This window comes from Streptomyces genisteinicus, from assembly GCF_014489615.1.
Classification (GTDB): Bacteria; Actinomycetota; Actinomycetes; order Streptomycetales; family Streptomycetaceae; genus Streptomyces; species Streptomyces genisteinicus.
The window spans coordinates 2485420-2510238 of the sequence record NZ_CP060825.1 but is presented as its reverse complement, the minus strand read 5'-3'; the positions used below and the strand labels follow the sequence as shown (position 1 = coordinate 2510238).

At 74.1% G+C, this 24819-nt stretch carries 21 protein-coding genes; 12 read left to right on the top strand and 9 right to left on the bottom strand.

The genetic code is table 11. The annotated features are described in order from the left end of the window. The first annotated feature begins 94 nt into the window (after positions 1–94). Both IAG43_RS10910 and IAG43_RS10905 read left to right on the top strand, forming a co-directional pair. Positions 95–1030, top strand: coding sequence for an ABC transporter ATP-binding protein (locus IAG43_RS10910; protein ID WP_187740555.1), 936 nt, complete (start codon positions 95–97; stop codon positions 1028–1030). Between the two features lie 3 nt (positions 1031–1033). Further along, entirely contained in the window at positions 1034–1786 is a 753-nt protein-coding gene (locus tag IAG43_RS10905; protein ID WP_187740554.1) for an ABC-2 transporter permease, read from the top strand. A 100-nt stretch (positions 1787–1886) separates the two neighbouring features. On the opposite strand, the gene IAG43_RS10900 is transcribed toward IAG43_RS10905, so the two are convergent. After that, positions 1887–2411: a nuclear transport factor 2 family protein gene (locus IAG43_RS10900; RefSeq protein WP_187740553.1), complete on the bottom strand. Its 525-nt coding sequence runs from the start codon at positions 2409–2411 to the stop codon at positions 1887–1889. Positions 2412–2636: 225 nt separating this feature from the next. On the opposite strand from IAG43_RS10900, the gene IAG43_RS10895 reads away from it, so the two are divergent. From IAG43_RS10895 to IAG43_RS10885, 3 genes are all read left to right on the top strand, one after another. After that, positions 2637–6440: an ABC transporter ATP-binding protein gene (locus IAG43_RS10895; protein ID WP_187740552.1), complete on the top strand. Its 3804-nt coding sequence runs from the start codon at positions 2637–2639 to the stop codon at positions 6438–6440. A 219-nt stretch (positions 6441–6659) separates the two neighbouring features. Then, entirely contained in the window at positions 6660–7073 is a 414-nt protein-coding gene (locus IAG43_RS10890) for a hypothetical protein (RefSeq protein WP_187740551.1), read from the top strand. A 263-nt stretch (positions 7074–7336) separates the two neighbouring features. Continuing rightward, positions 7337–8764: an alpha/beta hydrolase family protein gene (locus tag IAG43_RS10885; RefSeq protein WP_187740550.1), complete on the top strand. Its 1428-nt coding sequence runs from the start codon at positions 7337–7339 to the stop codon at positions 8762–8764. Positions 8765–8861: 97 nt separating this feature from the next. Here IAG43_RS10885 and IAG43_RS10880 read toward each other — a convergent pair whose 3' ends face one another. Together IAG43_RS10880 and IAG43_RS10875 are read right to left on the bottom strand one after the other, a co-directional pair. After that, on the bottom strand, positions 8862–10685 hold the full coding sequence (locus IAG43_RS10880; protein ID WP_187740549.1) for a glycoside hydrolase family 3 protein: 1824 nt from the start codon (positions 10683–10685) through the stop codon (positions 8862–8864). Between the two features lie 521 nt (positions 10686–11206). Then, positions 11207–12118 carry a LysR family transcriptional regulator gene (locus IAG43_RS10875; protein WP_187740548.1) on the bottom strand — a complete coding sequence of 304 codons (912 nt, stop codon included), beginning with the start codon at positions 12116–12118 and terminating at the stop codon, positions 11207–11209. 176 nt (positions 12119–12294) lie between these two features. Here IAG43_RS10875 and IAG43_RS10870 point away from each other — a divergent pair, with 176 nt between their 5' ends. Further along, entirely contained in the window at positions 12295–13167 is an 873-nt protein-coding gene (locus IAG43_RS10870) for an EamA family transporter (RefSeq protein ID WP_187744398.1), read from the top strand. A 66-nt stretch (positions 13168–13233) separates the two neighbouring features. Here IAG43_RS10870 and IAG43_RS10865 read toward each other — a convergent pair whose 3' ends face one another. The 3 genes from IAG43_RS10865 to IAG43_RS10855 form a co-directional block, all read right to left on the bottom strand. Then, complete coding sequence (locus tag IAG43_RS10865; protein WP_223006036.1) at positions 13234–13791, bottom strand: DUF6058 family natural product biosynthesis protein; 558 nt, start codon at positions 13789–13791, stop codon at positions 13234–13236. Positions 13792–14084: 293 nt separating this feature from the next. Beyond that, entirely contained in the window at positions 14085–14861 is a 777-nt protein-coding gene (locus tag IAG43_RS10860; protein ID WP_187740546.1) for a sugar phosphate isomerase/epimerase family protein, read from the bottom strand. Between the two features lie 477 nt (positions 14862–15338). Next, on the bottom strand, positions 15339–16415 hold the full coding sequence (locus IAG43_RS10855) for a LacI family DNA-binding transcriptional regulator (RefSeq protein WP_187740545.1): 1077 nt from the start codon (positions 16413–16415) through the stop codon (positions 15339–15341). Positions 16416–16553: 138 nt separating this feature from the next. Here IAG43_RS10855 and IAG43_RS10850 point away from each other — a divergent pair, with 138 nt between their 5' ends. From IAG43_RS10850 to IAG43_RS10840, 3 genes are read left to right on the top strand one after another with little or no spacing between them, the layout of a single operon-like run. After that, the gene (locus tag IAG43_RS10850) at positions 16554–17705 is read left to right on the top strand and encodes a Gfo/Idh/MocA family protein (protein WP_187740544.1); all 1152 of its coding nucleotides are present in this window, start codon (positions 16554–16556) and stop codon (positions 17703–17705) included. Continuing rightward, a complete protein-coding gene (locus tag IAG43_RS10845) occupies positions 17702–18856 on the top strand; it encodes a dihydrodipicolinate synthase family protein (protein WP_187740543.1) in 1155 nt (384 codons plus the stop codon). Before IAG43_RS10850 ends, IAG43_RS10845 begins: the two co-directional genes overlap by 4 nt. A 32-nt stretch (positions 18857–18888) precedes the next feature. Beyond that, positions 18889–19686, top strand: a complete 798-nt coding sequence (locus IAG43_RS10840; RefSeq protein ID WP_187744397.1) for a sugar phosphate isomerase/epimerase family protein — start codon at positions 18889–18891, stop codon at positions 19684–19686. A 241-nt stretch (positions 19687–19927) separates the two neighbouring features. On the opposite strand, the gene IAG43_RS10835 is transcribed toward IAG43_RS10840, so the two are convergent. Continuing rightward, complete coding sequence (locus tag IAG43_RS10835; protein WP_187740542.1) at positions 19928–20452, bottom strand: VOC family protein; 525 nt, start codon at positions 20450–20452, stop codon at positions 19928–19930. A gap of 338 nt (positions 20453–20790) precedes the next feature. Between IAG43_RS10835 and IAG43_RS10830 the strand changes: the two genes are divergently transcribed. Beyond that, positions 20791–22188, top strand: a complete 1398-nt coding sequence (locus IAG43_RS10830) for a lipase family protein (protein WP_187740541.1) — start codon at positions 20791–20793, stop codon at positions 22186–22188. 125 nt (positions 22189–22313) lie between these two features. Here IAG43_RS10830 and IAG43_RS10825 read toward each other — a convergent pair whose 3' ends face one another. After that, a complete protein-coding gene (locus IAG43_RS10825) occupies positions 22314–22544 on the bottom strand; it encodes a DUF397 domain-containing protein (protein ID WP_187740540.1) in 231 nt (76 codons plus the stop codon). Beyond that, positions 22528–23364: a helix-turn-helix domain-containing protein gene (locus tag IAG43_RS10820; protein ID WP_187740539.1), complete on the bottom strand. Its 837-nt coding sequence runs from the start codon at positions 23362–23364 to the stop codon at positions 22528–22530. The genes IAG43_RS10825 and IAG43_RS10820 overlap by 17 nt, the downstream gene beginning before the upstream one ends. Positions 23365–23555: 191 nt before the next feature. Between IAG43_RS10820 and IAG43_RS34415 the strand changes: the two genes are divergently transcribed. Together IAG43_RS34415 and IAG43_RS10810 are read left to right on the top strand one after the other, a co-directional pair. Continuing rightward, positions 23556–24005: a hypothetical protein gene (locus IAG43_RS34415; RefSeq protein ID WP_246574246.1), complete on the top strand. Its 450-nt coding sequence runs from the start codon at positions 23556–23558 to the stop codon at positions 24003–24005. Between the two features lie 84 nt (positions 24006–24089). Continuing rightward, the gene (locus tag IAG43_RS10810) at positions 24090–24743 is read left to right on the top strand and encodes a hypothetical protein (protein WP_187740538.1); all 654 of its coding nucleotides are present in this window, start codon (positions 24090–24092) and stop codon (positions 24741–24743) included. Positions 24744–24819 lie beyond the last annotated feature (76 nt).

The following is a 24819-nucleotide window of genomic DNA, read 5'->3' as shown; positions in this document are numbered from 1 at the left end:
GCGGCACCACGGGCGGCGGCTCCCCCGGACGGGGGAGAAGCTCTCCACCGGCGGGGGAGGCCCGGGCCCACCCCGTCCGGCCAGGCTGAGTGCCATGACCAGCATCGAGATCAGAGACCTCACCAAGGAGTACGGCGGCCGGCGTGCGCTGGACGCGGTGACGTTCACCGTGCGGCCGGGCCGGGTCACCGGCTTCCTCGGGCCGAACGGCGCCGGGAAGTCGACCACCATGCGTCTGGTGCTCGGCCTGGACCGCCCGACCTCGGGCACGGCCACCATCGACGGGCAGCCCTACGCCGCCCTCGACGAGCCCGTGCGGCACGTCGGCGCGCTCCTCGACGCCGGTGCCGCCCATGGTGCGCGGACCGCCCGCGACCATCTGCGGGCGCTCGCCGCGGCGGGCCGGATTCCGCGCGGCCGGGTGGACGAGGTGCTGGAGACCACCGGGATCGCGTCCGTGGCGGGACGGCGGATCCGCACGTTCTCGCTGGGCATGCGCCAGCGGCTGGGGATCGCGGCGGCCCTGCTCGGGGACCCGCGGGTGCTCCTCCTGGACGAGCCGTCGAACGGTCTCGACCCCCAGGGCATCATCTGGATCCGCGAGCTGATGAGGGACCTGGCCCGGGAGGGCAGGGCCGTCCTGGTGTCGAGCCATCTGATGGGCGAGACGGCCGCCTTCGCCGACCATCTCGTCGTGCTGGGCCGGGGGCGGCTGCTCGCCGACACGGGGATGCGGGAGTTCGTCGACGGCTGGACGACCCCCCGGGTGCGCCTGCGCACGACGGAGGGGGACCGGCTGCGGGCCGCGCTCGCCGGTGCCGGGTTCACGCCCGTCGCCGAGGAGGACGGCCGCTGGAGCGTCGACGGCGCCCGGGTGGAGGACGTCGGGCCGCTCGCCGCGCGCGAGGGCATCCCGCTCCTCGAACTGGCCGCCGAGGAGCCTTCGCTGGAGGAGGCGTATCTCGCCCTCACCGCCGAGGAGACCGAATACACGACCGCCCGGCCCGCCGCGGCCGTCCAGGAGGCATGAGCGATGACCCTCGCACCCGTAGTGCCCGTGCTCCACTCCGAGTGGATCAAGATCCGTTCCGTGCGGGGCCAGCGCGTCGCGCTCGCCGCGATCGTCGCGTCGACGGTCGCGTTCTCGGTCCTGATGTGCGCCACCCTCGGGCCCGAGGACACGGCCGAGGCCGGGTTCGACCCGGTGCGCGCCTCGCTCTTCGGCCTCAACTTCGGCCAGATCGCCGCGATCTGCTTCGGCGCGACCGCCGTCGCGGGCGAGTACCGGGGCGGGGCGGTCCGCGTCTCGCTCACGGCCGTCCCCCGCCGGGGCCTCTTCTACGCGGGCAAGCTGGCCGTCGTCGGTCTGCTGGCACTGGCCGCCGGGCTGCTGACCGGCGCGGTCTGCTTCTTCGCCGGGCAGGCCGCCCTCGGCGACCACGGCGTCGGCATCGGCGAGCCCGGCGCGCTGCGGGCCGTCGTGGGCTGCGGCCTCTATCTGGCGCTGATCACCCTGTTCGCCGCCGGGCTCTCGGCGCTGCTGCGCAGCGCGCCTGCCGTGATGGGCATCCTCATCCCCTTCCTGCTGATGCTGTCGTTCGTCCTCGGCGACGTCTCGGAGAGCAAGGGCTGGATCGACTTCCTGCCCGACCGGGCCGGCCAGCAGATCCTCCTCCAGGACCCGTCCGGACCTCTGGGGCCGTGGACCGGCATCGGCGTCCTGGCGCTCTGGGTGGGCGCGGCGGCGTGGGCGGGCTTCCACCGCCTCTCCCGCCGCGACGCCTGAGCCCGCCGCCCCGCGCCGCTCCACCCCGGGTCGGCGCGGCCCCCGCCCCCGCCCGAGCCGGGTCCCGGCCCGGCCCCCGCCGACGGGGGCCGGGCCGGGCTCAGCCCGTTCCCGCTTCCGCTCCCTCTCCCGCTTCCGCGCCCGTTTCCGCTGTCGCTCCCGCTCCCGAACCCGTCGCTGGTGCCGGCGGCGTCCCGCGCGTCCACGCGATGCGCAGGGACTGGCGGGCGATGCGCCATCCGTCGGCCGTCCTGACCAGCTCGTTGTCCAGGTGCCCGGCCGAGACGAACAGCTCCCCGGCGCCGTCCGCCAGCACATGGGTGCTCAGCAGCGCCCCCCGCGCGCTCGCCCGGTCGCCGTCGACCTCGACGACGGTCCCGGTGGCCAGGTGCACCGTGGGGCCGAAGGGGGCCATCGCCCTCCGCACCAGTTCCAGTACGGCGCCGCGGCCGTGCAGCGTGCCGACCGGCCACTCGACCGTGACGTCCTCGGTGAGGAACGCCGCGGCCCACTCCTCGTCGAGCACCCGCTCGTCCAGCGAGCGCGCGTACCGCCCCACGAGGTCCTCGATCCCGGCCCGGTCCGTGAGGGCACGCAGCTCGTGCCCCATCTGTGTGATGTCCATGACCGGCAGCCTGCTACCTCAAGTGTGCTTGAGGTCAAGTGCGTCTCCACGGGTCCTAGGGCCGGCGACCGGTATTTGTTGCGGAGGGATGAAATCCGCTTCGGGTCGTGTTGCAGCCTTCCGGAAGATCAGGTCCGGGCCGCGGCAGCCACACCGTCGCGGAGAGCGGGCCACGGGCGCGCACCGCGCGCCGGAGACGACGGGGAAAGCGACGGGGAGGCCCACGTGGCGGCGGCGGAGCAGGGCTGGGCACGGAGACTGACGGGATACGCCTGGCGGTACCGGCGCAACGTGGTGCTGGCGCTCGGGTCGTCGCTCGCCGGCATGGCCGTGATGGCGCTCGTCCCCCTGATCACCAAGGTCGTCATCGACGACGTGATCGGCGACGAGACCCGTTCGCTCGCGTCGTGGACCGGGCTGCTGATCGCCGCCGCCGTCGTCGTCTACGTCCTCACCTTCATCCGCCGCTACTACGGCGGACGCCTCGCGCTCGACGTGCAGCACGACCTGCGCACCGAGATGTACGCCACGATCACCCGGCTCGACGGCCGCCGCCAGGACGAGCTGTCCACCGGGCAGGTCGTCGGCCGTGCCACCAGCGACCTCCAGCTCATCCAGAGCCTGCTCTTCATGCTGCCGATGACCATCGGCAACTTCGTGCTGTTCGGGATCTCCCTCGGCGTGATGGCCTGGCTGTCCCTTCCGCTGACCCTGATCGCCCTCGCCGTCGCCCCCGCCCTCTGGTTCATCGCCAAGCGCAGCCGCGTCAAGCTCCACCCGGCCACCTGGTACGCCCAGAGCCAGGCGGCGGCCGTCGCCGGTGTCGTGGACGGCGCCGTCAGCGGCGTACGCGTGGTCAAGGGCTTCGGGCAGGAGGAGCAGGAGACCGGCAAGCTGCGCGAGGTCGGCCGGCGGCTCTTCGCCGGGCGGCTCCGCACGATCAGACTGAACTCGAAGTACACACCCGCCCTCCAGGCCGTCCCCGCGCTCGGCCAGGTGGCCATGCTCGCCCTCGGCGGCTGGCTCGCGACCCGCGGCGAGATCACCCTCGGCACCTTCGTCGCCTTCTCCACCTACCTCGCCCAGCTCGTCGGGCCCGTGCGGATGCTCGCCATGGTGCTCACCGTGGGCCAGCAGGCCCGTGCCGGCGTCGAGCGGGTGCTGGAGCTCATCGACACCGAGCCGACGATGCGGGAGGGCGCCAAGGACCTGCCCGCCCATGTGCCGGTCGGCGTCGAGTTCGACGACGTCGTCTTCGGCTACGCCGACGGCAGGCCGGTGCTGGACGGCTTCTCGCTGGAGATCGCCCCCGGCGAGACCGTCGCCGTCGTCGGCGCCTCCGGCAGCGGCAAGTCCACCGTGTCGCTGCTGCTGCCCCGCTTCTACGACGTCGACCGGGGCGCCGTCCTCGTCGGCGGCCACGACGTGCGCGAACTGACCTACGCGTCGCTCCGCTCCGCCATCGGCCTGGTGCCGGAGGACAGCTTCCTCTTCTCCGACACCGTCCGCGCCAACCTCGCGTACGGCAGGCCCGACGCCACCCAGGAGGACATCGAGCGCGCCGCCCGCGCCGCGCAGGCGGACCGCTTCATCGACGAGCTGCCCGACGGCTGGGACACCAAGGTCGGCGAGCACGGCCTCACCCTCTCCGGCGGCCAGCGCCAGCGCCTCGCCCTCGCCCGCGCGATCCTCACCGACCCCCGGCTGCTCCTCCTGGACGACGCCACCTCCGCCGTCGACGCCCGCGTGGAGCACGAGATCCACGAGGCGCTGCGCCAGGTCATGGAGGGGCGCACCACGCTGCTCATCGCCCACCGGCGCTCCACCCTCGGCCTCGCCGACCGGATCGCCGTCCTCGACGGCGGCCGCCTCGCCGACATCGGCACCCACGAGGAGCTGGAGCGCCGCTCGGCCCTCTACCGGAGGCTGCTCACCGATCCGGACGAGCTCGGCGGCGTCTCCCCGGGCCACGTCCCGGCCGAGGCGGCGCCCGAGCCGGACGAGGACCGCACCGTGCGCGCCGAACTGGACGCCGAGTTCGACGCCGAACGCGGCATCACCCCCCACCTGTGGGTACGCGACGAGCACGCCGACGAGTCCCGCGAGGACTCCGGCGCCACCCCGGAGCTGCTCGCCCAGGTCGAGGCGCTGCCCCCGGCCACCGACACCCCCGACGTCGACGAGGCCGCGGCCACGCGCCCCGAACCGGCGGACGCCCGGGCGGGCGAGGGCGGGCGGCTCCGCGCCGTACTGCGCGGGTTCGGCCTGCCCCTGCTGGTCAGCCTGCTGCTCGTCGCGGTCGACGCGGGCATGGGCCTGCTGCTGCCGGTGCTGATCCGGCACGGCATCGACGAGGGAGTGGAGCAGGTCGCGCTCGGCGCCGTGTGGACGGCGTCCCTGCTGGCCCTCGCCTCGGTCCTGGTCCAGTGGGCCGCGCAGATCGGCGAGATGCGGATGACCGGCCGCACCGGGGAGCGGGTGCTGTACTCGCTGCGGCTGAAGATCTTCGCCCAGCTGCAGCGCCTCGGGCTCGACTACTACGAGCGCGAGCTGACCGGCCGGATCATGACCCGGATGACCACGGACGTCGACGCCCTGTCCACGTTCCTCCAGACCGGTCTGGTGACCGCCTTCGTCTCCGTCGTCACGTTCTTCGGCATCATGGTCGCCCTGCTGGTGATCGACGTGGAGCTGGCCCTGGTCGTCTTCGCGACCCTGCCGCCGCTGATCGTCGGCACCTACTTCTTCCGCAGGAAGAGCGTGAAGGCGTACGAGCTGGCCCGCGAACGCGTCGGCGTCGTCAACGCCGACCTCCAGGAGTCGGTGTCCGGACTGCGCATCGTGCAGGCCTTCGGACGCGAGGCCGCGGGCGTCGCGCACTACAGGGCCGCCAGCGAGAGCTACCGCGAGGCGCGGGTCCGCGGCCAGTGGCTGATCTCCGTGTACTTCCCGTTCGTCCAGCTGCTGTCGTCGGTCGCCGCGGCCGCGGTGCTCATCGTCGGCGGGGCCCGGATCGAGGCGGCCACCCTGACCACGGGCGCACTGGTCGCCTACCTCCTCTACATCGACCTGTTCTTCGCGCCGGTGCAGCAGCTCTCCCAGGTCTTCGACGGCTACCAGCAGGCCGCCGTCTCCCTCGGCCGGGTCCAGGAGCTGCTGCGCGAGCCGACGTCGACGGCCGCCGCCGAGCGGCCCCGCGAGGTGCGCGCGCTGCACGGGGACATCGCCTTCGAGAACGTGTCGTTCGCCTACGGAGCCGACGGCGGCGAGGAGGCCCTGACCGGCGTCGACCTGCGCATCCCCGCCGGGCAGACGGTGGCCTTCGTCGGCGAGACCGGCGCGGGCAAGTCGACCCTGGTCAAGCTGGTGGCGCGGTTCTACGACCCGACCTCGGGGCGCGTCACGGTCACCCTCGCGGAACCCGGTCCGCACGCGGGGGAGGCCGGGGGCGCCGCGGCGACCGGGAAGCCCTGCGACCTGCGCGAGCTCGACCTGACCGCCTACCGGCACCGCCTCGGGGTGGTCCCACAGGAGGCGTACCTCTTCGCCGGGACGGTCCGCGACGCCATCGCCTACGGCCGCCCCGGCGCCGGTGACGCCGAGGTCGAGGCCGCGGCACGGGCCGTCGGCGCCCACGAGATGATCGCCACGCTGGAGGGCGGCTACCTCCACGGCGTCGCCGAGCGGGGGCGGAACCTCTCCGCGGGGCAGCGGCAGCTCATCGCGCTGGCCCGCGCCGAGCTGGTCGACCCGGACGTGCTGCTCCTCGACGAGGCGACCGCCGCGCTCGACCTCGCGACGGAGGCGCAGGTCAACCAGGCCACGGACCGGCTGACCGGCCGCCGCACCACGCTGGTGGTCGCGCACCGGCTCACCACCGCGGCCCGCGCCGACCGGGTGGTGGTGATGGACCACGGCCGGGTCGCCGAGGACGGCACCCACGACGAACTGCTCGCCCGGGGCGGCCGCTACGCGGCGCTGTGGCGGACGTTCGCCGGGATAGGGGAGGACGAGCCGGCGGCCGTGTAGCCGACGTTCCCGCAGTCCGTTCCCGCTGAGTGCTTCCCGCCGCCCGTTCCCCGGCCCGTGTCCCTTTCCGGCCCGTGTCCCCTCCGCCCCGTGTCCCTCCGGCCGCCTCCCGGAGGGCGGGGCCGGAGGGTGCGAGGGCCGCTGCCTTCGCAACCTCCGGGCCGCCCCGTGCGTCGTACGGATGTGCGGGGGAAGATCGTGTGACGCGGAGGAGCGGTTGTGGACGACGGGGCGGGACACCGGGGCGGTGCGCGGCCGGGCCGGTCGCTGAGGCGTGTCGTGGCGGTGCTGACGGCCACGGCCGCGCTCGCTCTGGCCGCTCCTGTCGCTCAGAGCGCGGCGGCGGCGGCGCCCTGCGCCGGGCGGCTGGCGAAGTCGGTCTCCTTCACCACCGGTGAACTGCGCGTCTACCGCAGCGGACAGCAGGTCTGCGCCGTCACCCTGGCCAGGAACCCGGGGATCAGGCGGGCGATGTCGGTGTCGCTCCAGGCCCGCGGCGGCCGGGCCGACGTGGACGAGGGGCGCTTCAGCCGCCAGGCGGGCCCGGTCACCGTCTCGCCGCGCGGCCGGTGCGTACGGGCCACCGGCGCCGTCTCGGGGGTCTCCCGTTCCACCGGCTGGATCCTCTGCTGACCGCGCCCGGATTCCTGGTCCGGCGGACGTGCCCCGCCGCACGCGGCCGACCGCGTCCGGCTCCGCGCACCGCGTCCGCGTCCGCGTCCCGCCTCCGGCTCCGCGCACCGCGTCCCCCGTCCGGCTCCGCGCCTTCGGCCGAATGCCGTACCGGACACGGCAGTTGTGCGTCCGTAAGGAGCAACGAGGTCTGGCGCCTGTGGCACCCGCACCGCTAGGTTCACCGCGACCGATCTCAAGGGGAGATCTCCAGGGGAGGGTGAATGCGCAAGGCGCTCAGATGGCTGCTGTCGCTCGTGGTGCTCATAGGCACCGTGAGCGCGGCCGGGATGACGGCGGGTGCGGCCACCGCCGCCGAGCCGGCCGCCGGCACGGACATCAAGGACCGGATCCTCGCGATTCCGGGCATGAAGCTCATCGAGGAGAAGCCGTACCCGGGCTACCGGTTCTTCGTCCTCACCTACGACCAGCCGGTCGACCACCGGCACCCGCGCAAGGGCACCTTCGCGCAGCGGATCACCCTGCTGCACAAGGACACGACGCGCCCCACCGTCTTCTTCACCTCCGGCTACAACGTGTCCACCACGCCCCGCCGCAGTGAGCCGACGGCCATCGTCGACGGCAACCAGCTCTCGATGGAGTACCGCTTCTTCACCCCGTCGCGGCCCGAGCCCGCCGACTGGTCGAAGCTGGACATCTGGCAGGCCGCCAGCGACCAGCACCGGCTCTTCACGGCGCTGAAGCCGGTCTACGACCGCAAGTGGCTGTCCACCGGCGGCTCGAAGGGCGGCATGACCGCCACCTACTACGAGCGCCACTACCCCCGTGACATGGACGGTGTGGTCGCGTACGTCGCGCCGAACGACGTCGTCAACGACGAGGACCGGGCGTACGACCGCTTCCTGTCGAGCGTCGGCACCAAGGAGTGCCGCGACAAGCTGCACGCCGTGCAGCGCGAGGCCCTGATCCGCCGGGCGCCGATGGAGAAGATCTACGAGACGTACGCCGCCGACGGCGGCTACACCTTCACCACCGTCGGCAGTCTCGACCGCGCCTACGAGGCCGTCGTCCTCGACTACGCCTGGGCGTTCTGGCAGTACAGCCTGCTCGCCGACTGCGACGCCGTGCCCGCCGCGGCCGGTGCGACGGACCAGGAGCTGTTCGACCACATCGACGCGGTCGCCGGCTTCTACGCCTACGCCGACCAGGGGCTCTCCGCGTACACGCCGTACTACTACCAGGCCGGTACCGAGCTGGGCTCCCCGGACATCGCGCAGCCGCACCTCAGGGGTCTGAGCCGCTACGGCTACCAGCCGCCGCGGAACTTCGTGCCGCGGGACATCCCGATGCGCTTCAAGCCCTGGGCGATGAGGGACGTCGACACCTGGGTCCGGCACAACGCCACGCGGATGATGTTCGTCTACGGCGAGAACGACCCGTGGGGCGCGGAGCCGTTCCGCGTCGGCAAGGGCGCCCGCGACTCCTACGTCTACACGGCTCCCGGCGCCAACCACGGTGCCAACGTGGCCGGTCTCGTGCCGGACGAGAAGGCGAGGGCGACGGCGGCGATCCTGCGCTGGGCGGGCGTCGCCCCGGCCGCCGTGCAGGAGGACCCGGCGAAGGCGCGGCCGCTGGCCGAGGCCGACGCCAGGCTCGACAAGAGGGACATGGAGCGGACACTGCGTCCGTGACCGGACGGGCCGCGGGCTCCGGCCCGCGGCCCGTACCCGTCCGGCCGAGGGGCCGGGACCGCCGCACACGGCGGTCCCGGCCCCTCGGCGCCTCGGGTCAGCGGTAGGACAGGCCGTGGCCGACCGGGAACAGCGTCCGCGACGGGTCGTCCGCCCGCTGCACCGGCACCGGGAGCCGGCCCTCGGGCCGGGCCCTGCCCGCGATGACCCGTGCGGCGGCGCGCAGTTCGACGTCCGTCCACGAGTAGCTCGCCACCGAGGCGCCGACCGCGGCCAGCCGGGCGACGTCGTACGGGTTGCGGATGGCGAGCGCGACGACCGGGACCCCGGTCGCCACCAGACGTTCCACCAGGGTCCGCTGCGTGCTCGTCGCCGACACGTTGTACGTGGCGACGACGACCACGTCCTTGCCGGCGGCCGCGGCGAGGGCCTCGTCGGTCTTCGCGGCGGTCGGCGCGGTGCCGGTGGACAACGCCGTCGCCGTGAAACCGAGTTCGGTGAACGCGTTCGCCAGGACGGTCGTCGGCGGACCCGTCGTACCGCTGGGCGAGGCCGGATCGGCGCCCACCACCAGCAGGTTCGGCCGCTTGCGGCGGTTCAGCGGCAGCAGCCCGTCCGGGTTGGTGAGCACCGTGGTCGTGCCCTCGGCGATCCGGTCGGCGGCGGCCAGATGCGACCTGGTGCCCACGGTGCGGTCGACGCCGCGCGAGGTGACGAACGGATCGCGCAGCAGACCCAGCTTCTCCTTGAGCCGCAGGATGCGCAGGATCGATTCCTCGACGCGGGCGACGCTCAGTTCGCCGCTGTGGACCGCCGCCAGGACGGCGTTCCAGGCCACGGCCAGGTCCGGCGGGTTGAGCAGCTGGTCCACGCCCGCGAGCAGGGCGAGCACCGGGACCCGGTCGTCGCCGTACTTGACCCGCACCCCCTCCATGTTGAGCGCGTCGGTGACGACGACGCCGTCGTAGCCCAATTCCTCGCGGAGGATCCCGGTGAGGATCGGGCGGGAGAGCGTGGCGGGGTCGTTGCTCGGGTCGAGCGCCGGGAACTGGATGTGCGCCGTCATGATCGAGTCGATCCCGGCGGCGATCGCGGCCCGGAACGGCGGTGCGTCGACGGTCTCCCACTCCTCGCGGGTGTGGGTGATCACCGGGATGCCGGTGTGGCTGTCCACCGTGGTGTCGCCGTGTCCGGGGAAGTGCTTGGACGTCGCCGCGATGCCCGCGCTCTGGTAGCCCCGCACCTGGGCGTCCACCATCCGGGCCACCGCGTCCGGCTCGGAGCCGAAGGACCGCACGCCGATGACCGGGTTGGCCGGGTTGACGTTGACGTCCGCGACCGGGGCGTAGTTCTGCATCACGCCCATGGCCGCCAGTTCGCCGCCGGCGATCCGCGCCGCCGTGCGCGCGTCCGCACGCGAACCGCCCGCGCCGAGGGCCATCGCCCCCGGCACCAGGGTGGCCGGCTTGCCGATCCGGGCGACGATGCCGTGCTCCTGGTCCGTCGAGATCAGCAGCGGCACGGGAGTCGGCTGGGCGAGACCGGCCCGCTGGATGCCGTTGGACAGCTCGGCGATCTGGTGCGGGTCACGGGTGTTGTGCGCCCACGCGAAGTAGATGATGCCGCCGACGTGGTACCGCTCGATCAGCTCGGCCGCGGTCCGGACGCCGATCTCCTTGAGATTGGCGTCGATGTCGGCCTGGTCGGGCGCGGTGGCCGAGTGGCCGTACACCCGCATCACGAAGAGCTGGCCGATCTTCTCCTCCAGGCTCATCCGCGCGATGAGCCGTTTCAGACGGTCGTCCCTGGCGGCGCCCGCCACGGCTGACGACGCCGCGGCGGGGGACGCCGAGGCGATCGCCCCCGCCGCGACCGCGGTCGCGGTGAGAAGAGTGCGTCTGGAGACATTCCGGTCGTGCACTGGTGCTCCTTCCGGGCCTTGCTCAACAGGGGGTGGCGCAACGAACTGAAGGAAACTTCCAAGGAGTCACGGATATCCGGAAAGTAACTGCCAGGTCAAGGGGTGCGGTGGCAAATGACGGTCGGGCGGGCGGAATCTCCGCCGTCCGGCAGGGTGCGGGCGTGTGCGTGGGCTCGTGCGTGGGCGTGGATGGTCCGGGGCCGCGCCCGCGGGGAGGGCGGCCTCCACGGCCTGCGACGCCGGTGCGGCGCGGGGGCAGGGGCCGCAGGCGCGGGGTCGGTGCGGTGTGGTGGTGGCGGTTGCGATCCCGGGGTCCGGGTCCGGGTCCGGGTCCGGGTCCGGGTCAGATCCGGCGTCGGTGCGGTGCGGTGCCCGCACGGTGCCGGTGCCCGGACGGGGGTCCGTGCTCGCCCCGTGTCAGGGCTCGACGGAGCCGGTGCGCAGGTGCGCGCCGGTGCTCGTCGCGGAGGCGTGCGCCGGGGCGGGGGTGCCGGCGCCTGCGCCCGGTCCGGGGCCGGGCGTCAGCGCTCGCCGGCCGCCTGCGGCCACCGGCGGCGCAGGGTGCGCACCGTCTCCGTGATCGCGGGGCGGCGGGCCGCGCCCGCCCGCCACAGGGCCCGCAGCCGCCTGCTCGGCACCGGGTCCAGGCGTACCGCGGACACCTCCGGCGGCAGCGCGCCGCGCCCGAGCCGTGGGACGAGGGCGATGCCGAGCCCGGCGGCGACGAGGGCGACCTGCGTCTGGTGCTCCTCGGCCTGGTGGGCGATCAGCGGCTCGTGGCCCGCCGCCCGCAGCGTCCGCATCAGCCAGTCGTGGCAGACCGTGCCCGGCGGCTGCGAGATCCAGCGCTCGCCGCCGAGTTCCTCGCGGCGCACGGCGTCGGCGTCCGACAGCCGGTGCCCGGCGGGGACCAGCAGGTCGCACAGGTCCGTCCCGATCACCGCCTGTTCCAGTCCCGGCGGGGTGGGCAGCGGGGCGATGTCCCAGTCGTGGGCGACGGCGAGATCCACCGCGCCCCGGGCCACCAGGTCGATCGACAGATGGGGGTCGATCTCCTGCATCCGCACGTCCAGTGCCGGATGCTGCTCCGCGAGGTCGGCCAGCACGCGGGGCATCAGGCCCCGCGCGGCGCTGGCGAAGCAGGCGACCGCCAGCCGTCCCGCCGGCTCCCCGCGCCGCTCCTCCAGGCGGACTTCGGCCTCCTCCACGATGGACATCAACTCCTGCGCTGTGAGAGCGAGTTGCTGTGCCTCATCGGTGAGCCGGATGCCCCGGCCCTGCCGCTCCAGAAGGGTGGTGCGGGTCTCCCGTTCCAGCTTCGCGATCTGCTGCGACACCGCGGACGGGGTGTAGCCGAGCGCGGTGGCGGCGGCGCCGATCGTGCCGTGGACGGAGACGGCGTGCAGCGCGCGCAGCCGGCCGAGATCGAGCATGGGGGACCCCTCGCCGGATGCGGGCCGCTCGTCACGGCATTCGACAGATCTCCTTCATCCAACCATGAAGGAACGTGAGCTGGTGCTACACAGTTGCACGCTACATTCTCGATGCCATGCGCCCCGCCACCCTGAGCCCTCCGGGCTCCGCCGCGGTCCTGTCACGGGTCCACGCCATGCCGCCCGCCCACATCGCCCTCGCCACGCTGGTCGCCGCGGTCTGGGGCGTCAACTTCGTCGTGATCGCGGTCGGCCTCGACCACTTCCCGCCACTGCTCTTCTCCGCCCTGCGCTTCCTCGCGGCCGCGCTGCCCGCGGTCTTCTTCGTGGGCCGACCCAAGGTCGCCTGGAAGTGGATCGTGGGGGTCGGACTCGCCCTCGGGGTGGCGAAGTTCGGGCTGCTGTTCAGCGGCATGGAGCAGGGGGCGCCGGCGGGTCTCTCCTCGTTGATCCTCCAGGTCCAGGCCGTCTTCACGGCCCTGTTCGCCTTCGCCGCGCTGGGGGAGCGCCCCGGTCCGGTACGGGTGGCGGGCATGGCGGTCGCACTCGCCGGCATCGCCGTCGCCGCCGTCGACGAGGGCACCTCCGGCCCTCTCCTGGGCTTCACGCTGGTCATCGCCGCGGCGGCCTGCTGGGGCGTCTCCAACGTCTTCACTCGCAAGGCCGCCCCGCCGGACGCGCTGAACTTCATGGTCTGGGTCAGCGTCGTCCCGATCCTGCCGCTGCTCGGGCTCTCCCTGATCCTGGAGGGTCCCGACCGCGACCTCGCGGCCCTGCGGTCCCTCGACTGGACCGGAGTGGGCGTGATCCTCTTCGTCGCGTGGATCGCCACGATCTTCGGCTTCGGCGCATGGGGCTTCCTCATGCGCCACCACCCGGCCTCGGCGGTGGCGCCCTTCTCCCTGCTGGTGCCGGTCTTCGGCATGACCTCGGCGGCCCTGTTCCTGGACGAGTCCGTCACCCCGCTGCGCTGGTGCGCCGCCGCCCTGCTGGTCGGCGGGGTGGCCCTCACCACGCTCGCACGGGGCGGCGGGCGCCGGAGCGCGTGAGGCGGCGGAGCACGTGAGGCGCCGGAGCGCGTGAGGCGGCGGGGGCGGTCCGCGTCCGCGCGGCCCTCACCGGCCGGGAGCGGGCCGGGGCACCCGGCGGGGGTACCGGGCGCGGACCGCGTCGATGTACAGGTCCCGTGAGGTGGGGCCGCCGAAGCGGAGGCGGTCGTACGCGGTGAACGCGTGCTCCAGGGCGTCCAGTTCGTCCACCAGCGCGTGCAGCCGCGCCGACCAGGCGTCGGACCCCGCGTCGGGCTCCGCGGGGGCGGCGGCGACGGCGGACGTCAGGGCGTCCTTCCGCCGGATCGTCGCCGGGCGGACGGAGTGCAGGCACACGTACTGCCCGCTCAGGTACGCGGCCCACTCCCGGCGCCCGGTCTCCCGGTCGGGCCACTGCGCCGTGAACCACTCCTCCAGCCGTTCCGGGCCGCCGGCCTCCTCCGCGAGGGCGAAGAGGTCCCCGGGCACCATCTCGGCGCCGTCCGAGCGCAGGTAGCCGGGGAGGGGGAGCAGGCCGGACAGCATGGTCAGCCGCACGGCCCCCGGTTCGCGGCCCCGGGCGGCGCAGAGGTCTTCGAGCACGGCGAACCGGGCGCTGACGTAGGCGTCGTCGGCGGGCGTCATGGGGTGGTCGCCGTTGATCCGGCGGAAGCGGGCGGCCAGTTCGGACTCGTACACGGGCGGGCCTTTCGACGGAGGCGGGGGCGGCCCGGAGGTGACCACCTCCGGGCCGCGTCGCCCCTCATGCTGCTGCGCACTCCGTTCGGCCCCGGCCGAACCGTGCCCGCAGCGCCCGGGCAGCTCGGCCCGTCCGGCGATCGAGGACACCCGCGCCGCGCGCAGCGGGGTGCGGGCCACCGGCCCGCGCCTGGCCGGCCCCCGGCACGGGCCCGGGGGTGGGCGGCCCCCCGGCGCCGTCAGGCCTGCGCGCGCAGGTGTGCCAGGCCGCCGGCCAGCAGGCCGGGCAGCTCCGCGGCCCCCTCGTACCAGCGCTTCTCGTACTCCCAGCACACCCACCCGTCCGGGTCGGCGAGCGACAGGCACTCGCCGAGCGGGAGCACTCCTTCGCCCAGCGGCAGCGGGGTGAGGTCGTCCCGCGAGGCCACGTCCTTGACCTGGATGTATCCGAGGTACGGGCTCAGCGAGGCGTGCGACGTGCTCGGCGGCTCCTCGCCGAGCCAGGTGTGCATCACGTCCCAGAGCGCGCCCGCGTGCTTGTGGCCGACGGTGCCGACGATCCGCGACACGTCCTGGCCGGTGCGGTGCGAGTCGTGGGTCTCCAGCAGAATCCGCACGCCCACGCTCGCGGCCGTCTCCGCCGCCGCGCCCAGCCGCCGCGCCGCGACGGCGTCCGCCTCGGCACGGTCGCTGTCGCCGCCGCCCGGGAAGACCCGCACGAACGGGGCGCCGAGGTCGCCCGCGAGGCGCACCAGCCGGTCGAGTGCGGTCAGCACCGGTCCGTCGTCACCGGGCGCGGCGACCTGCGTGTACCCGGCCAGCGCGAGGATCTCGACCCCGGCGCCGGCGAACTCCCGGACCACCGCGCTGCGTTCCGGCGTGGTCAGGTCCAGGTGAACCGGCTCCTCGGGATGGGTGCGCAGCTCCACCCCCTGGTAGCCGGTGGACGCCGCGAGGGCGGCGACGTCGGCGACGGGCATGCCCGGCACCCCGAGGGTCGAGAAGGCGTACTTCATGGAGGGTCCTCTCCGGTCGGTGACCTGTCGTCCTGTCCTGACGGGCGCCTGCCCACTGTGTCCCGCTACCCGCCCGCCGCCCCGCCATCCGGAGCTCCGGGGTGTCGCGCACCACCCGGCGCGTGCGGAGCCTGCCGTGGCGCTCGCTGTCTGCCGCCTGCCGCCCCGTCCGCCGGACGTGCCCCGGGCGCCCGCGCGCCACATGCCTCGCAGTGCGTCCGACGCGCCCGCGCCCGCACCGCGCACCAGGCGCTCGCGCCCCTGCACGCACCGCGCCCCTGCACGCACCGCCCCCCGGACGCGCCGCCCAACAGGCACCTACGCCGGGCACCAGGCGCCCGCGCCGCGCACGCTGCGCGGCAGGCGCCCCCGGACGCGCCCCGCACCAGGCGCCCGCGCCCGGCCGAGAGCGCTCGCCCCGCCCCCGAAGCGCCCGCCCCCGGCGGGCCCTCCGCAGGCCCCCAGGCGGGCCCCGCCTCACGCCCGAGGCGGAGCCGTCGACCCCCGGACCATCAGCTCGGCCGGAATCGTCGCGATGCCGCCCGGCGGCGGAGTCTCGTTCCCCATCGCCAGCCGCCCCGCCCGTGCGCCCGCCTCGAAGAGCGGCAGCCGCACGGTGGTCAGCGACGGCACCACGTCGATCGAGAACGGCAGGTCGTCGAAGCCGGCCACCGAGATGTCCTCGGGAATGCGCAGCCCGCGGTCGCGCAGGGCCGCGCACGCCCCGAGCGCGACCGTGTCGTTGGCCGCCACCACCGCGGTCAGCGACGGTTCCCTGCGCAGCAGTTCGAGGGTGGCGTCGTAGCCGGAGCGCCGGTCGTACGAGCCGTGCACGGTGAGCCGCTCCTGCTCCGCCGTGTCGCCCTCGCCGGCCAGCCCGCCCCCGACGAGAGCCGCCCGGTGGCCCTCCAGGCGGTGGCGGGTGGTGGTGCGCTCCACGGGGCCCGCGACGTAGCCGATGCGCCGGTGGCCGAGGGCGATCAGGTGCTCGGTCAGCCGGCGGCCGCCCCCGCGGTTGTCGAAGGCGAGCGAGGCGACGATCGCGTCGGAGCCGGGCAGCGGCGGCCGCCCGCACAGGACCACCTGCGTGCCGGCGTCCGCGAGCTTGGTCAGCTTGCTGCTCATCGCGGCGATGTGGGCGGGGTCCTCGATGGCGCCGCCGGTGAGCACGACGGCCGCGGCGCGCTGGCGCTGGAGCAGGGTCAGATAGGTCAGTTCGCGCTCCGGCGACCCGCCGGTGTTGCAGACGACGGCGAGTTTCTCGCCGCCCGCGCGCCCCGTGCCCTCCTGCCCGCCGATCTCGGTCTGGGCCGCGCCCGCCATGATCCCGAAGAAGGGGTCCGCGATGTCGTTGACCAGGATGCCGACCAGGTCGGAGGTGGCGGCGGCGAGCGAGCTCGCCGGGCCGTTGAGCACGTAGTCCAGCTCGTCGACGGCCCGCAGCACCCGCTCGCGGGTCGAGGCGGCCACCGGGTAATTGCCGTTCAGCACACGGGAGACGGTCGCCGGGGACACCCGTGCGCGGGCCGCCACATCCGCCAGGGTGACTGTCATCGCTTTCCTCCGTGTCTGATGAGCGGCCCCCTTGTCGTGGCCGCTGTCGGCAGGCTAGCTTCATACCGCGTAGAAAGCGCTTGCTACGCTCGTATCGAGAGAACTCGGGTGAACCGAGACGAAAGAGGGAGGCACCTCGTGACACGCAGGACCGTGCGGATCGCCATGAACGGCGTCACCGGGCGAATGGGCTACCGCCAGCACCTGGTGCGGTCCATCCTCGCCATCCGGGAACAGGGCGGTCTCGCCCTCGGCGGCGGCGAGGTCCTGTGGCCCGAGCCCGTCCTCGTCGGCCGCCGTGAGCACGCGCTGAGGGAGATCGCCGAGCGTCACGGACTCACCGAGGTCGCCACCGACCTCGACGCCGTGCTCGCCGACGACAGCATCGACATCTACTTCGACGCGCAGGTCACCTCGGCGCGCGAGGAGGCGCTGAAGAAGGCCGTCGCCGCCGGCAAGCACATCTACACCGAGAAGCCGACCGCGACCGACCTCGCCGGCGCCCTCGACCTGGCCCGGCTCGCCACCTCCGCCGGCATCAAGCACGGAGTCGTCCAGGACAAGCTCTTCCTGCCGGGCCTGCTCAAGCTCAAGCGCCTGATCGACGGCGGATTCTTCGGCGAGATCCTCTCGGTGCGCGGCGAGTTCGGCTACTGGGTCTTCGAGGGCGACTGGCAGGAGGCCCAGCGCCCGAGCTGGAACTACCGCTCCGAGGACGGCGGCGGCATCGTCGTCGACATGTTCCCGCACTGGGAGTACGTGCTGCACGAGCTGTTCGGCCGGGTGACCTCCGTCAGCGCCCACGTCACCACCCATGTGCCGCGCCGCTGGGACGAGCAGGGCAAGCCCTACGACGCGACCGCCGACGACTCCGCGTACGGCATCTTCCAGCTGGAGGGCGGCACGGTCGCCCAGATCAACTCCTCCTGGTCGGTCCGCGTCAACCGCGACGAGCTGGTCGAGTTCCAGGTCGACGGCACCCACGGCTCCGCCGTCGCCGGTCTGCGCAACTGCCGCGTCCAGCACCGCTCGGCCACCCCGAAGCCGGTGTGGAACCCGGACCTGCCCGTCACCGAGTCCTTCCGCGACCAGTGGCAGCAGGTGCCGGACAACGCCGAGTTCGACAACGGCTTCAAGGCGCAGTGGGAGCTGTTCCTGCGCCACATCGCGCTCGACGAGCCCTACCACTGGGACCTGCTGGCCGGCGCCCGCGGCGTCCAGCTCGCCGAGCTCGGCCTGCGCAGCCACGCCGAGGGCCGCCGCCTGGACGTGCCGGAGCTGTCGCTGTGACCATCCTCCTCCCCAACCCCGGCGGCGGGGTGCGCGCGTACGAGCCGCGCCCCGAGCCGCTGGGCTTCACCGCGGGCGTGCCGCTCACCTCCCGCACGGTCTTCTCCGCCGCGCACGTGGTGGCCGACCCGTACGCCGACACCACGCCCGACTCGGCCGCGGCCGTCGACTGGGACGCCACGCTCGCCTTCCGCCGCCACCTGTGGTCGCACGGGCTCGGGGTGGCCGAGGCGATGGACACCGCGCAGCGCGGCATGGGCCTGGACTGGGCGGGCGCGGCCGAGCTGATCCGCCGCTCGGCCGCCGAGGCGAAGACGGTCGGCGGTGCGATCGCCTGCGGCGTCGGCACCGACCAGCTGACCGGCCCGGCCACGCTCGCCGAGGTCCGTGCCGCCTACGAGGAGCAGCTGGCGCTCGTCGAGTCCACCGGCGCGCAGGCGATCCTGATGGCCTCGCGCGCCCTCGCCGCCGCCGCGACCTCGCCGGACGACTACGTCGAGCTCTACTCCCACCTGCTGCGCCAGGCGTCCGAGCCGGTGATCCTGCACTGGCTCGGCCCGATGTTCGACCCGGCGCTGGAGGGCTACTGGGGCTCGTCCGACCTGGACGCGGCGACGTCCGTCTTCCTCGACGTGATCTCCGCCCACCCCGACAAGGTGGACGGCATCAAGGTCTCGCTGCTGGACGCGCGCCGCGAGGTCGAGCTGCGCCGGCGCCTGCCGCAGGGCGTGCGCTGCTACACCGGCGACGACTTCAACTACCCGGAGCTCATCGCGGGCGACGAGGCGGGATTCAGCCACGCGCTGCTCGGCATCTTCGACCCGCTGGGCCCGCTGGCGGCCGAGGCGGTGCGGGTCCTCGACACCGGTGACACCCCCGGCTTCCGCAAGCTCCTCGACCCCACGGTCGAGCTCTCCCGGCACCTCTTCCAGGCGCCGACCCGCTTCTACAAGACGGGCGTGGTCCTCCTCGCCTGGCTCGCCGGGCACCAGTCCCACTTCACGATGGTGGGCGGCCTCCAGTCGGCGCGCTCGCTGCCGCACCTGGCGCGGGCCTACGAACTGGCCGACGGGATCGGCCTGTTCCCCGACCCGGTGCTCGCCGAGAACCGCATGAAGTCCCTGCTGACCGTCCACGGGGTGCCGCAGTGAGCGACGAACTCTCCCGCTTCAGCATCAACCAGATGACCGTGAAGCAGCTGGAGCTGCCCGCCCTCGTCGACCACTGCGCGCGCCTCGGCATCCCCGCCGTGGGTCTGTGGCGCGAGCCGGTCGCCGCGTACGGTCTGGAGGCGGCGGCGAAGCTGGTGCGCGACGCCGGTCTCGCGGTCTCGTCGCTGTGCCGCGGCGGCTTCCTCACCGCGGCCGACGACGAGGGCCGCACCCGCGCCCTCGCCGACAACCGGGCGGCGATCGACGAGGCGGCGGCGCTCGGCACGGACACCCTGGTCCTGGTCTCCGGCGGCCTCCCGGCCGGCAGCCGCGACCTGGTGGCCGCCCGCGCCCGCATCGGGGAGGCGCTGGCCGAACTCGCCCCCTACGCGGGGGAGCGGGGCGTCCGGCTGGCGATCGAGCCCCTGCACCCCATGTTCGCGTCGGACCGCTGCGTGGTCTCGACGCTCGATCAGGCGCTGGAACTGGCCGCACCGTTCCCCGCCTCCCAGGTCGGCGTGGTCGTCGACACCTACCACGTGTGGTGGGACGACCATGCTCCCGCGGCCGTCGCCCGTGCGGGGGCCACGGACCGCATCCACTCCTTCCAGCTGGCCGACTGGACGACCCCCCTTCCGGAGGGCGTCCTGAACGGCCGGGGCCAGATCGGCGACGGCGCCGTGGACATGCGCGCCTGGCGCGAGCGTGTCGAGGCGACCGGCTGGACGGGCTTCATCGAGGTGGAGCTGTTCAACGACGGGCTCTGGGCCCGGGACGGAGTGGAGGTGCTGGAGGAGACCGCGCGGCGCTTCGCGTCGGAGGTCTTCTGAGCACCGCGGGCACGGGGCCGGGGCGCGCGTGCGGCGCGTCCCGGACACCGTGCCCGGGGGAGGGGTGCCGTCTCCGGCCGGGGGCGCGGGGCGCGTGGGGCGTCCGGTGCACCCGTGGTGGCGGTCCCTCCTCCTCCGGCCCGCGCCGGTGTTGCGCATGCGGCGCGGGCCGGTCCCGTACGTGGGGTGGCGCCGGGGTCGGCCGGCGCCACCCCGCCCCGGGGGCCGGTCGGAGGTCCGGTCAGGGAGCGGGGCGCACCGGAGGGCTGGCCAAGCCCGTCTTGCGGCCGCTCAGCTCGGCGTCCAGCGTCGCCTGCGCCACGCGCATCGCCTCGGCGTACACCGGCTCGGCCATGCGCTCCCAGGCCAGGTCCGGATCGATCTCCTCGACCCGGCTCATCACCCACCAGATGTTGCCGAACGGGTCACGAACGCGGCCGCCGCGATCCCCCCACCCGGTGTCGGCGGCCTCGGTGACCACCTGCGCCCCGTGGGCCACGGCGGCGGCCATGGCGGCGTCCGCGTCGGGGACGTAGATCCGCAGCAGCGCGGGCATCACCGGCCAGTCGGAGCGCCGGTCGAAGGCGAGCACCACCGTGTCGCCGACCCGGATCTCGCCGTGCCCGATGGTGCCGTCCTCGACCGGCACCCGGGCGATCTCCTCGCCGTCGAACGCGGCGGTGACGAAGTCGAGCAGTGCGCCGGTGTCATCCGTGACCACCCACGGCGCGACGCTGGTGTAGCCCTCGGGCGCGGTGTGCTTCATCGGTCCCGTCCTCTCCTGGTCCTGCGATCGGTGGTCCTGCGATCGGTGGTGCTGCGATCGGTGGTGCTGCGATCGGTGGTGCTGCGATCGGTGGTGCTGCGATCGGTGGTGCTGCGGTGCGTGGTCCTTTGACGCGTGGTCTGTGATGCGTTGTTTCCTGCGATGCGATCACCGTAGGACTCGAATAGGCCGGAAACTGGCCTAGTTGGCGCGGGTGCCCGGTGCGATCTCACGGACGCAATAGTTACCCTTGCGTAACTTACTGGCGGGTTACCTCAGGTAACTAGCGGTGCTAGCTTGCGCTCACCTGCATCGGAGCAGAGAGCGAGGAGTGAGCTGTGAGCCGCACCACCACCCGTTCGCGTTCCACTTCGGCCGACCCCCACGGCCGGACCCCGTCACGCCGCCGCGCCCGCCTGGCCGCCGTCGCCGTAGCCGGGGCGGCCTGCCTGGCGACCGCGGTCGTCGCCGTGCCGGCGTCCGCCGCCGACGGCACCGCCCCCGCGGCACAGGCGTCCGCCGCCGCCGCGGACTTCTACACCCCACCCGCCCAACTGCCCGCCGGCAACGGCACGCTGGTCCGCACCGAGCCGCTGAAGCTCGGCCTCAGCCTGCCGGGCCTGGACGGCAAGACCCTGCCGGGCACCGCGACCCGGCTGATGTACAAGTCCACCGACGCGGCCGGCGCCCCGGTGGCCGTCACCGGCGCCTACATCGAGCCGTCCGCCTCCTGGAAGGGGCCCGGCCCGCGCCCGTTGGTCGCACTCGCCTCCGGCACCATGGGGCAGGGCGACCAGTGCGCCCCCTCCAAGGCCCTGGAGAACCCGCTCTCCCTCGGCGCCGACTCGGTCTCCGTCGGCTACGAGAACCTGGCCGTCTACCGCATCCTCGCGACCGGCGCGGCCGTCGTCGTCACCGACTACGTCGGCCTGGGCACCCCCGGCCGGACCCACACCTACGTCAACCGCGTCGACGAGGGCCACGCCCTGCTCGACGCGGCCCGTGCCGCGCGGACCGTCCCCGGCGCCTCCGTCACGGCCGCCTCCCGCGTCGCCCTCTACGGCTACAGCCAGGGCGGCGGAGCCAGCGCCTCGGCCGCCGAACTCCAGTCGGCGTACGCCCCGGACGTGCCCGTCGTGGGCACCTACGCGGGCGCCCCGCCGGCCGATCTGGTCGCCACCATGAAGGGCATCGACGGCAGCGCCCTGGCCGGCGCCCTCGCCTGGTCCATCAACGGGTTCGCGGAGTCCGACCCCGAGCTGAAGCCCATCGTCGAGGCCCAGACCAACGCGGCCGGCAAGAAGGCGCTCGCCGACGCCTCCACCATGTGCGTCGGCGACGCGATCTTCGGATTCGGCTTCGCCAAGAGCACCAAGTGGACGGCGGACGGGCGCTCTCTCGCCGAGGTCATCGCCTCGGAGCCGCGGCTCCAGGCCGTCCTCGACAAGCAGCGGATCGGCAATCTGAAGCCCACCGGCCCGGTCCGCCTCGCCACCGGCATCCAGGACGACATCGTCCCCCACGGCCAGGCCCGCCAACTCGCCGTCGACTGGTGCCGCAAGGGCGGCAAGGTCAGCTACGAGGCCGTCTCCCTGCCCAACCTCGGCGACAAGCTGCTGACCAACCACCTCGTCCCGCTCATCACCGACCAGGGCGCGGCGATCTCCTGGATCACCGACCGCCTGGAGGGCAAGCCGGCCCTCTCCAACTGCTGGTCCATGCCCGTCCAGCCGTGACCCCCGCCGCCGCCGCTGCCGCCCCACGGGGACGGCAGCGGCGGCCGCGCGTTCGGGCGGCGCCGCCCCGGGGCGAGCGGACTCCCGGTGCGGGTCCGCTGCGCGGAAGGCGGCTGCCCCGCCGTTCAGCCCGTGAGGTCGCCGCCGCGCACCGCCGCCACGAAGGCAGCCCACCCCGCCGCCGGGAAGACCAGCGCCGGTCCGGTCGGGCGCTTGCTGTCGCGGACCGGGACACGGACGCCGTGGCCGCGGGCGGCCTCCAGGCACTCGCCCTGATCGCCGCCGCTGAAGCTGGACTTGAACCAGCCGCCCACGGTGGACGCGTCGCGGACGGTGGGCTCAGTGCTGCTGACCACGTTCGTGCTCCTCGGCTGCCGCCCTCACCAGGGCCAGGGACTCCTCGCGCGACAAGGCGTCGCTCAGGGCAAGAGCGTAGGAGGTCTGGCTCTCCCTCACCAGGGCGGGCTCGTCGAGAAGGTGGCCGGTGAGCAGGCCCTCCACGTAGGCGACCGGTGCGGCGTCCTCGAAGCTCATCAGGGTGAGCAGACTCTGCATGAGCGCATGCGCCCCCGCGCCGAACGGCAGCACGTGCAGCCGCAGCCGCCCCTCCTCCGCGAGCTCCGCGATCCGGTGGAGCTGCCCGGCCATCACCTGTCCGCCGCCCACCCGGCGCCTCAGCACGGCCTCGTCCAGCAGCGTCCACAGCACCGGCCGGTCCGGCCCCTCCAGGACGCGGGCGCGCTCCGTGCGGATGACGACGGCGCGGTCAAGGTCCTCGGGCCGGTGGTTGGCCCGGTAGGAGCGGAAGACCGCACGGGCGTAGTCGTCGGTCTGGAGCAGGCCCGGCACCAGCGACAGTGCGAACTGCTGGATCAGGCGCGCCTGCTGTTCGAGCTCCGCGACGGCGGCGAAGTGGTCGGCGTACTTGGTGTCCAGATCCTGGAGCCAGCGGGCGAAGAATCCGTCCGTCCCGAGCGCCCGGTCGATGCGCTGGGCGTCGTCGGGGCTCGGCAGGCGTCTCCCCGCCTCGAAGTGGCTGATCAGTGTCGGCGAGCACACCACGTGCTCGCCCAGCGCCTCCTGGGTCAGCTCGGCCGCTATCCGGCGCAGTCTCAGCTCGGCGCCGTACTTCTCCCGCGGCGTGCGCGGTGTCCGCTGCCGGTGACCGGAGTCCATGCGACCAACTCCCCTTGCTGACGCGCCTGCTGTCAAGCGCCTGGTACTGGCAGCGTAGCGACCGGCGACCCCACTCTGTGACCGGTCGGCCACTCAGGGAGAAGTGGCCCGAAGGGAAAGCAGGTGCCGCGCATGGTCCGGGAACGCACGAGACGGTCCACCCCCGACGGCTCTCCGCCCGGGAGCCCCGGGTGAGCGCCCGGGAGCCCGAGGAGGCCAGGCTGCTGCCGTGGACCGGCCCGGAAGGGCGGCCGTGCTACGTGATCGGGGACGGCTCCGGCCCCGTGTCCCGCGCGGCCGACCGGATCGAGCGGATCCGGCTGGGGATGGCGGGCGAACTCGTCGGGCACGCCGGGGAGATACTCGCCGACCAGCGGGTCACCCACGGCGAACTCCACTACCTCGCCTCCCGGCTCATGGAGTCGCTGCGGGACGTGGGACGCATCGCCGAAGCGCGTGGGGCCGTCGCGCGGGCCGCACAGGGGGCGGCCGGGCCCGGGGGAGGCGTGCCTGCGGGAGGCGGGTTCGGCGGAGGTGCGTCCGGGGGAGACGCGGCCTCGGCCGGTCCGCCGTGGGCGGTGCCGCCGGGGATCGAGTCTCCCCGGAGCGCTCCGCGGAAAAATCCTCCGCCGGTGACATAGCGGGGGACACGTCCCGCCGTCTGAAGGGTGTAGGCGACACGGCCACACCACGCACGGGGCAACTCCCCAGACGACGGAGGACACATGAAGACGCGCAGGTTCGTGACGGCGGGCGTCATGGCCGCATTGCTCGCGGGCGGGGCGGGCACCGCCGTCGCGCTCGGCGGCGACACGTCGGCCACCACCGCCACGCAGCACCGGACCGGCACCCCCGCGGCGGCGGCCGCCACGGGGGCCACCCGTCTCGACACGGTGCAGGCGGAGGCCGTCGCCGCCGCGCGGGCCGCCGCCCGGGGCCCGCGTGTGGTGCGGCCCTACGAGCCCGTGGAGATAGGCCAGGGCGCGAGGATGGGCCTGCTCCCGCAGGGCCGGCAGAACTACGTCGTCGCCTGGAACGACTACGCGGGGGCCGTGGAGCGCGCCAAGGGCCTCGTCGGCGACAGCATCCGTCCGAACAGCCTCAGCGGCGGGGTGAACAGCGACGGCGACGACGTCCTGTTCACCGGCGCCTTCCGCACCCACACCGTCCCGGCGCGGATCACCGTGCAGGTCGGCGACGGCGCGGTGCGGGACGCGGGCATGCTGAAGCTGCCCGGCGATCCGGGCTGGGGCACCTACTATCTCGACGCGGCGGGCGAGGGTCCGCTGGTGGAGAGCGTGCGCGTCACCGCGTACGGGCCGGACGGCGCCGAGCTGGCCCGGCTGGCGTTCGACCCCGCACCGGCCGGCGGCCGCTGACCCGGGGCGCCGGTGCGCCGTCCCGAACGGGCGGCGCACCGGGCCGTGCGCGAACCGCGCACGCGGACAAGGCCGA

Bases quoted from the DNA above. Each gene is read 5' to 3' on its own strand.
- IAG43_RS10910 (WP_187740555.1), top strand. From the start codon at position 95: ATGACCAGCATCGAGATCAGAGACCTCACCAAGGAGTACGGCGGCCGG.
- IAG43_RS10905 (WP_187740554.1), top strand. From the start codon at position 1,034: ATGACCCTCGCACCCGTAGTGCCCGTGCTCCACTCCGAGTGGATCAAG.
- IAG43_RS10900 (WP_187740553.1), bottom strand. From the start codon at position 2,411: ATGGACATCACACAGATGGGGCACGAGCTGCGTGCCCTCACGGACCGG.
- IAG43_RS10885 (WP_187740550.1), top strand. From the start codon at position 7,337: ATGCGCAAGGCGCTCAGATGGCTGCTGTCGCTCGTGGTGCTCATAGGC.
- IAG43_RS10875 (WP_187740548.1), bottom strand. From the start codon at position 12,118: ATGCTCGATCTCGGCCGGCTGCGCGCGCTGCACGCCGTCTCCGTCCAC.
- IAG43_RS10870 (WP_187744398.1), top strand. From the start codon at position 12,295: ATGCCGCCCGCCCACATCGCCCTCGCCACGCTGGTCGCCGCGGTCTGG.
- IAG43_RS10865 (WP_223006036.1), bottom strand. From the start codon at position 13,791: ATGACGCCCGCCGACGACGCCTACGTCAGCGCCCGGTTCGCCGTGCTC.
- IAG43_RS10860 (WP_187740546.1), bottom strand. From the start codon at position 14,861: ATGAAGTACGCCTTCTCGACCCTCGGGGTGCCGGGCATGCCCGTCGCC.
- IAG43_RS10855 (WP_187740545.1), bottom strand. From the start codon at position 16,415: ATGACAGTCACCCTGGCGGATGTGGCGGCCCGCGCACGGGTGTCCCCG.
- IAG43_RS10840 (WP_187744397.1), top strand. From the start codon at position 18,889: ATGACCGTGAAGCAGCTGGAGCTGCCCGCCCTCGTCGACCACTGCGCG.
- IAG43_RS10835 (WP_187740542.1), bottom strand. From the start codon at position 20,452: ATGAAGCACACCGCGCCCGAGGGCTACACCAGCGTCGCGCCGTGGGTG.
- IAG43_RS10820 (WP_187740539.1), bottom strand. From the start codon at position 23,364: ATGGACTCCGGTCACCGGCAGCGGACACCGCGCACGCCGCGGGAGAAG.
- IAG43_RS10810 (WP_187740538.1), top strand. From the start codon at position 24,090: ATGAAGACGCGCAGGTTCGTGACGGCGGGCGTCATGGCCGCATTGCTC.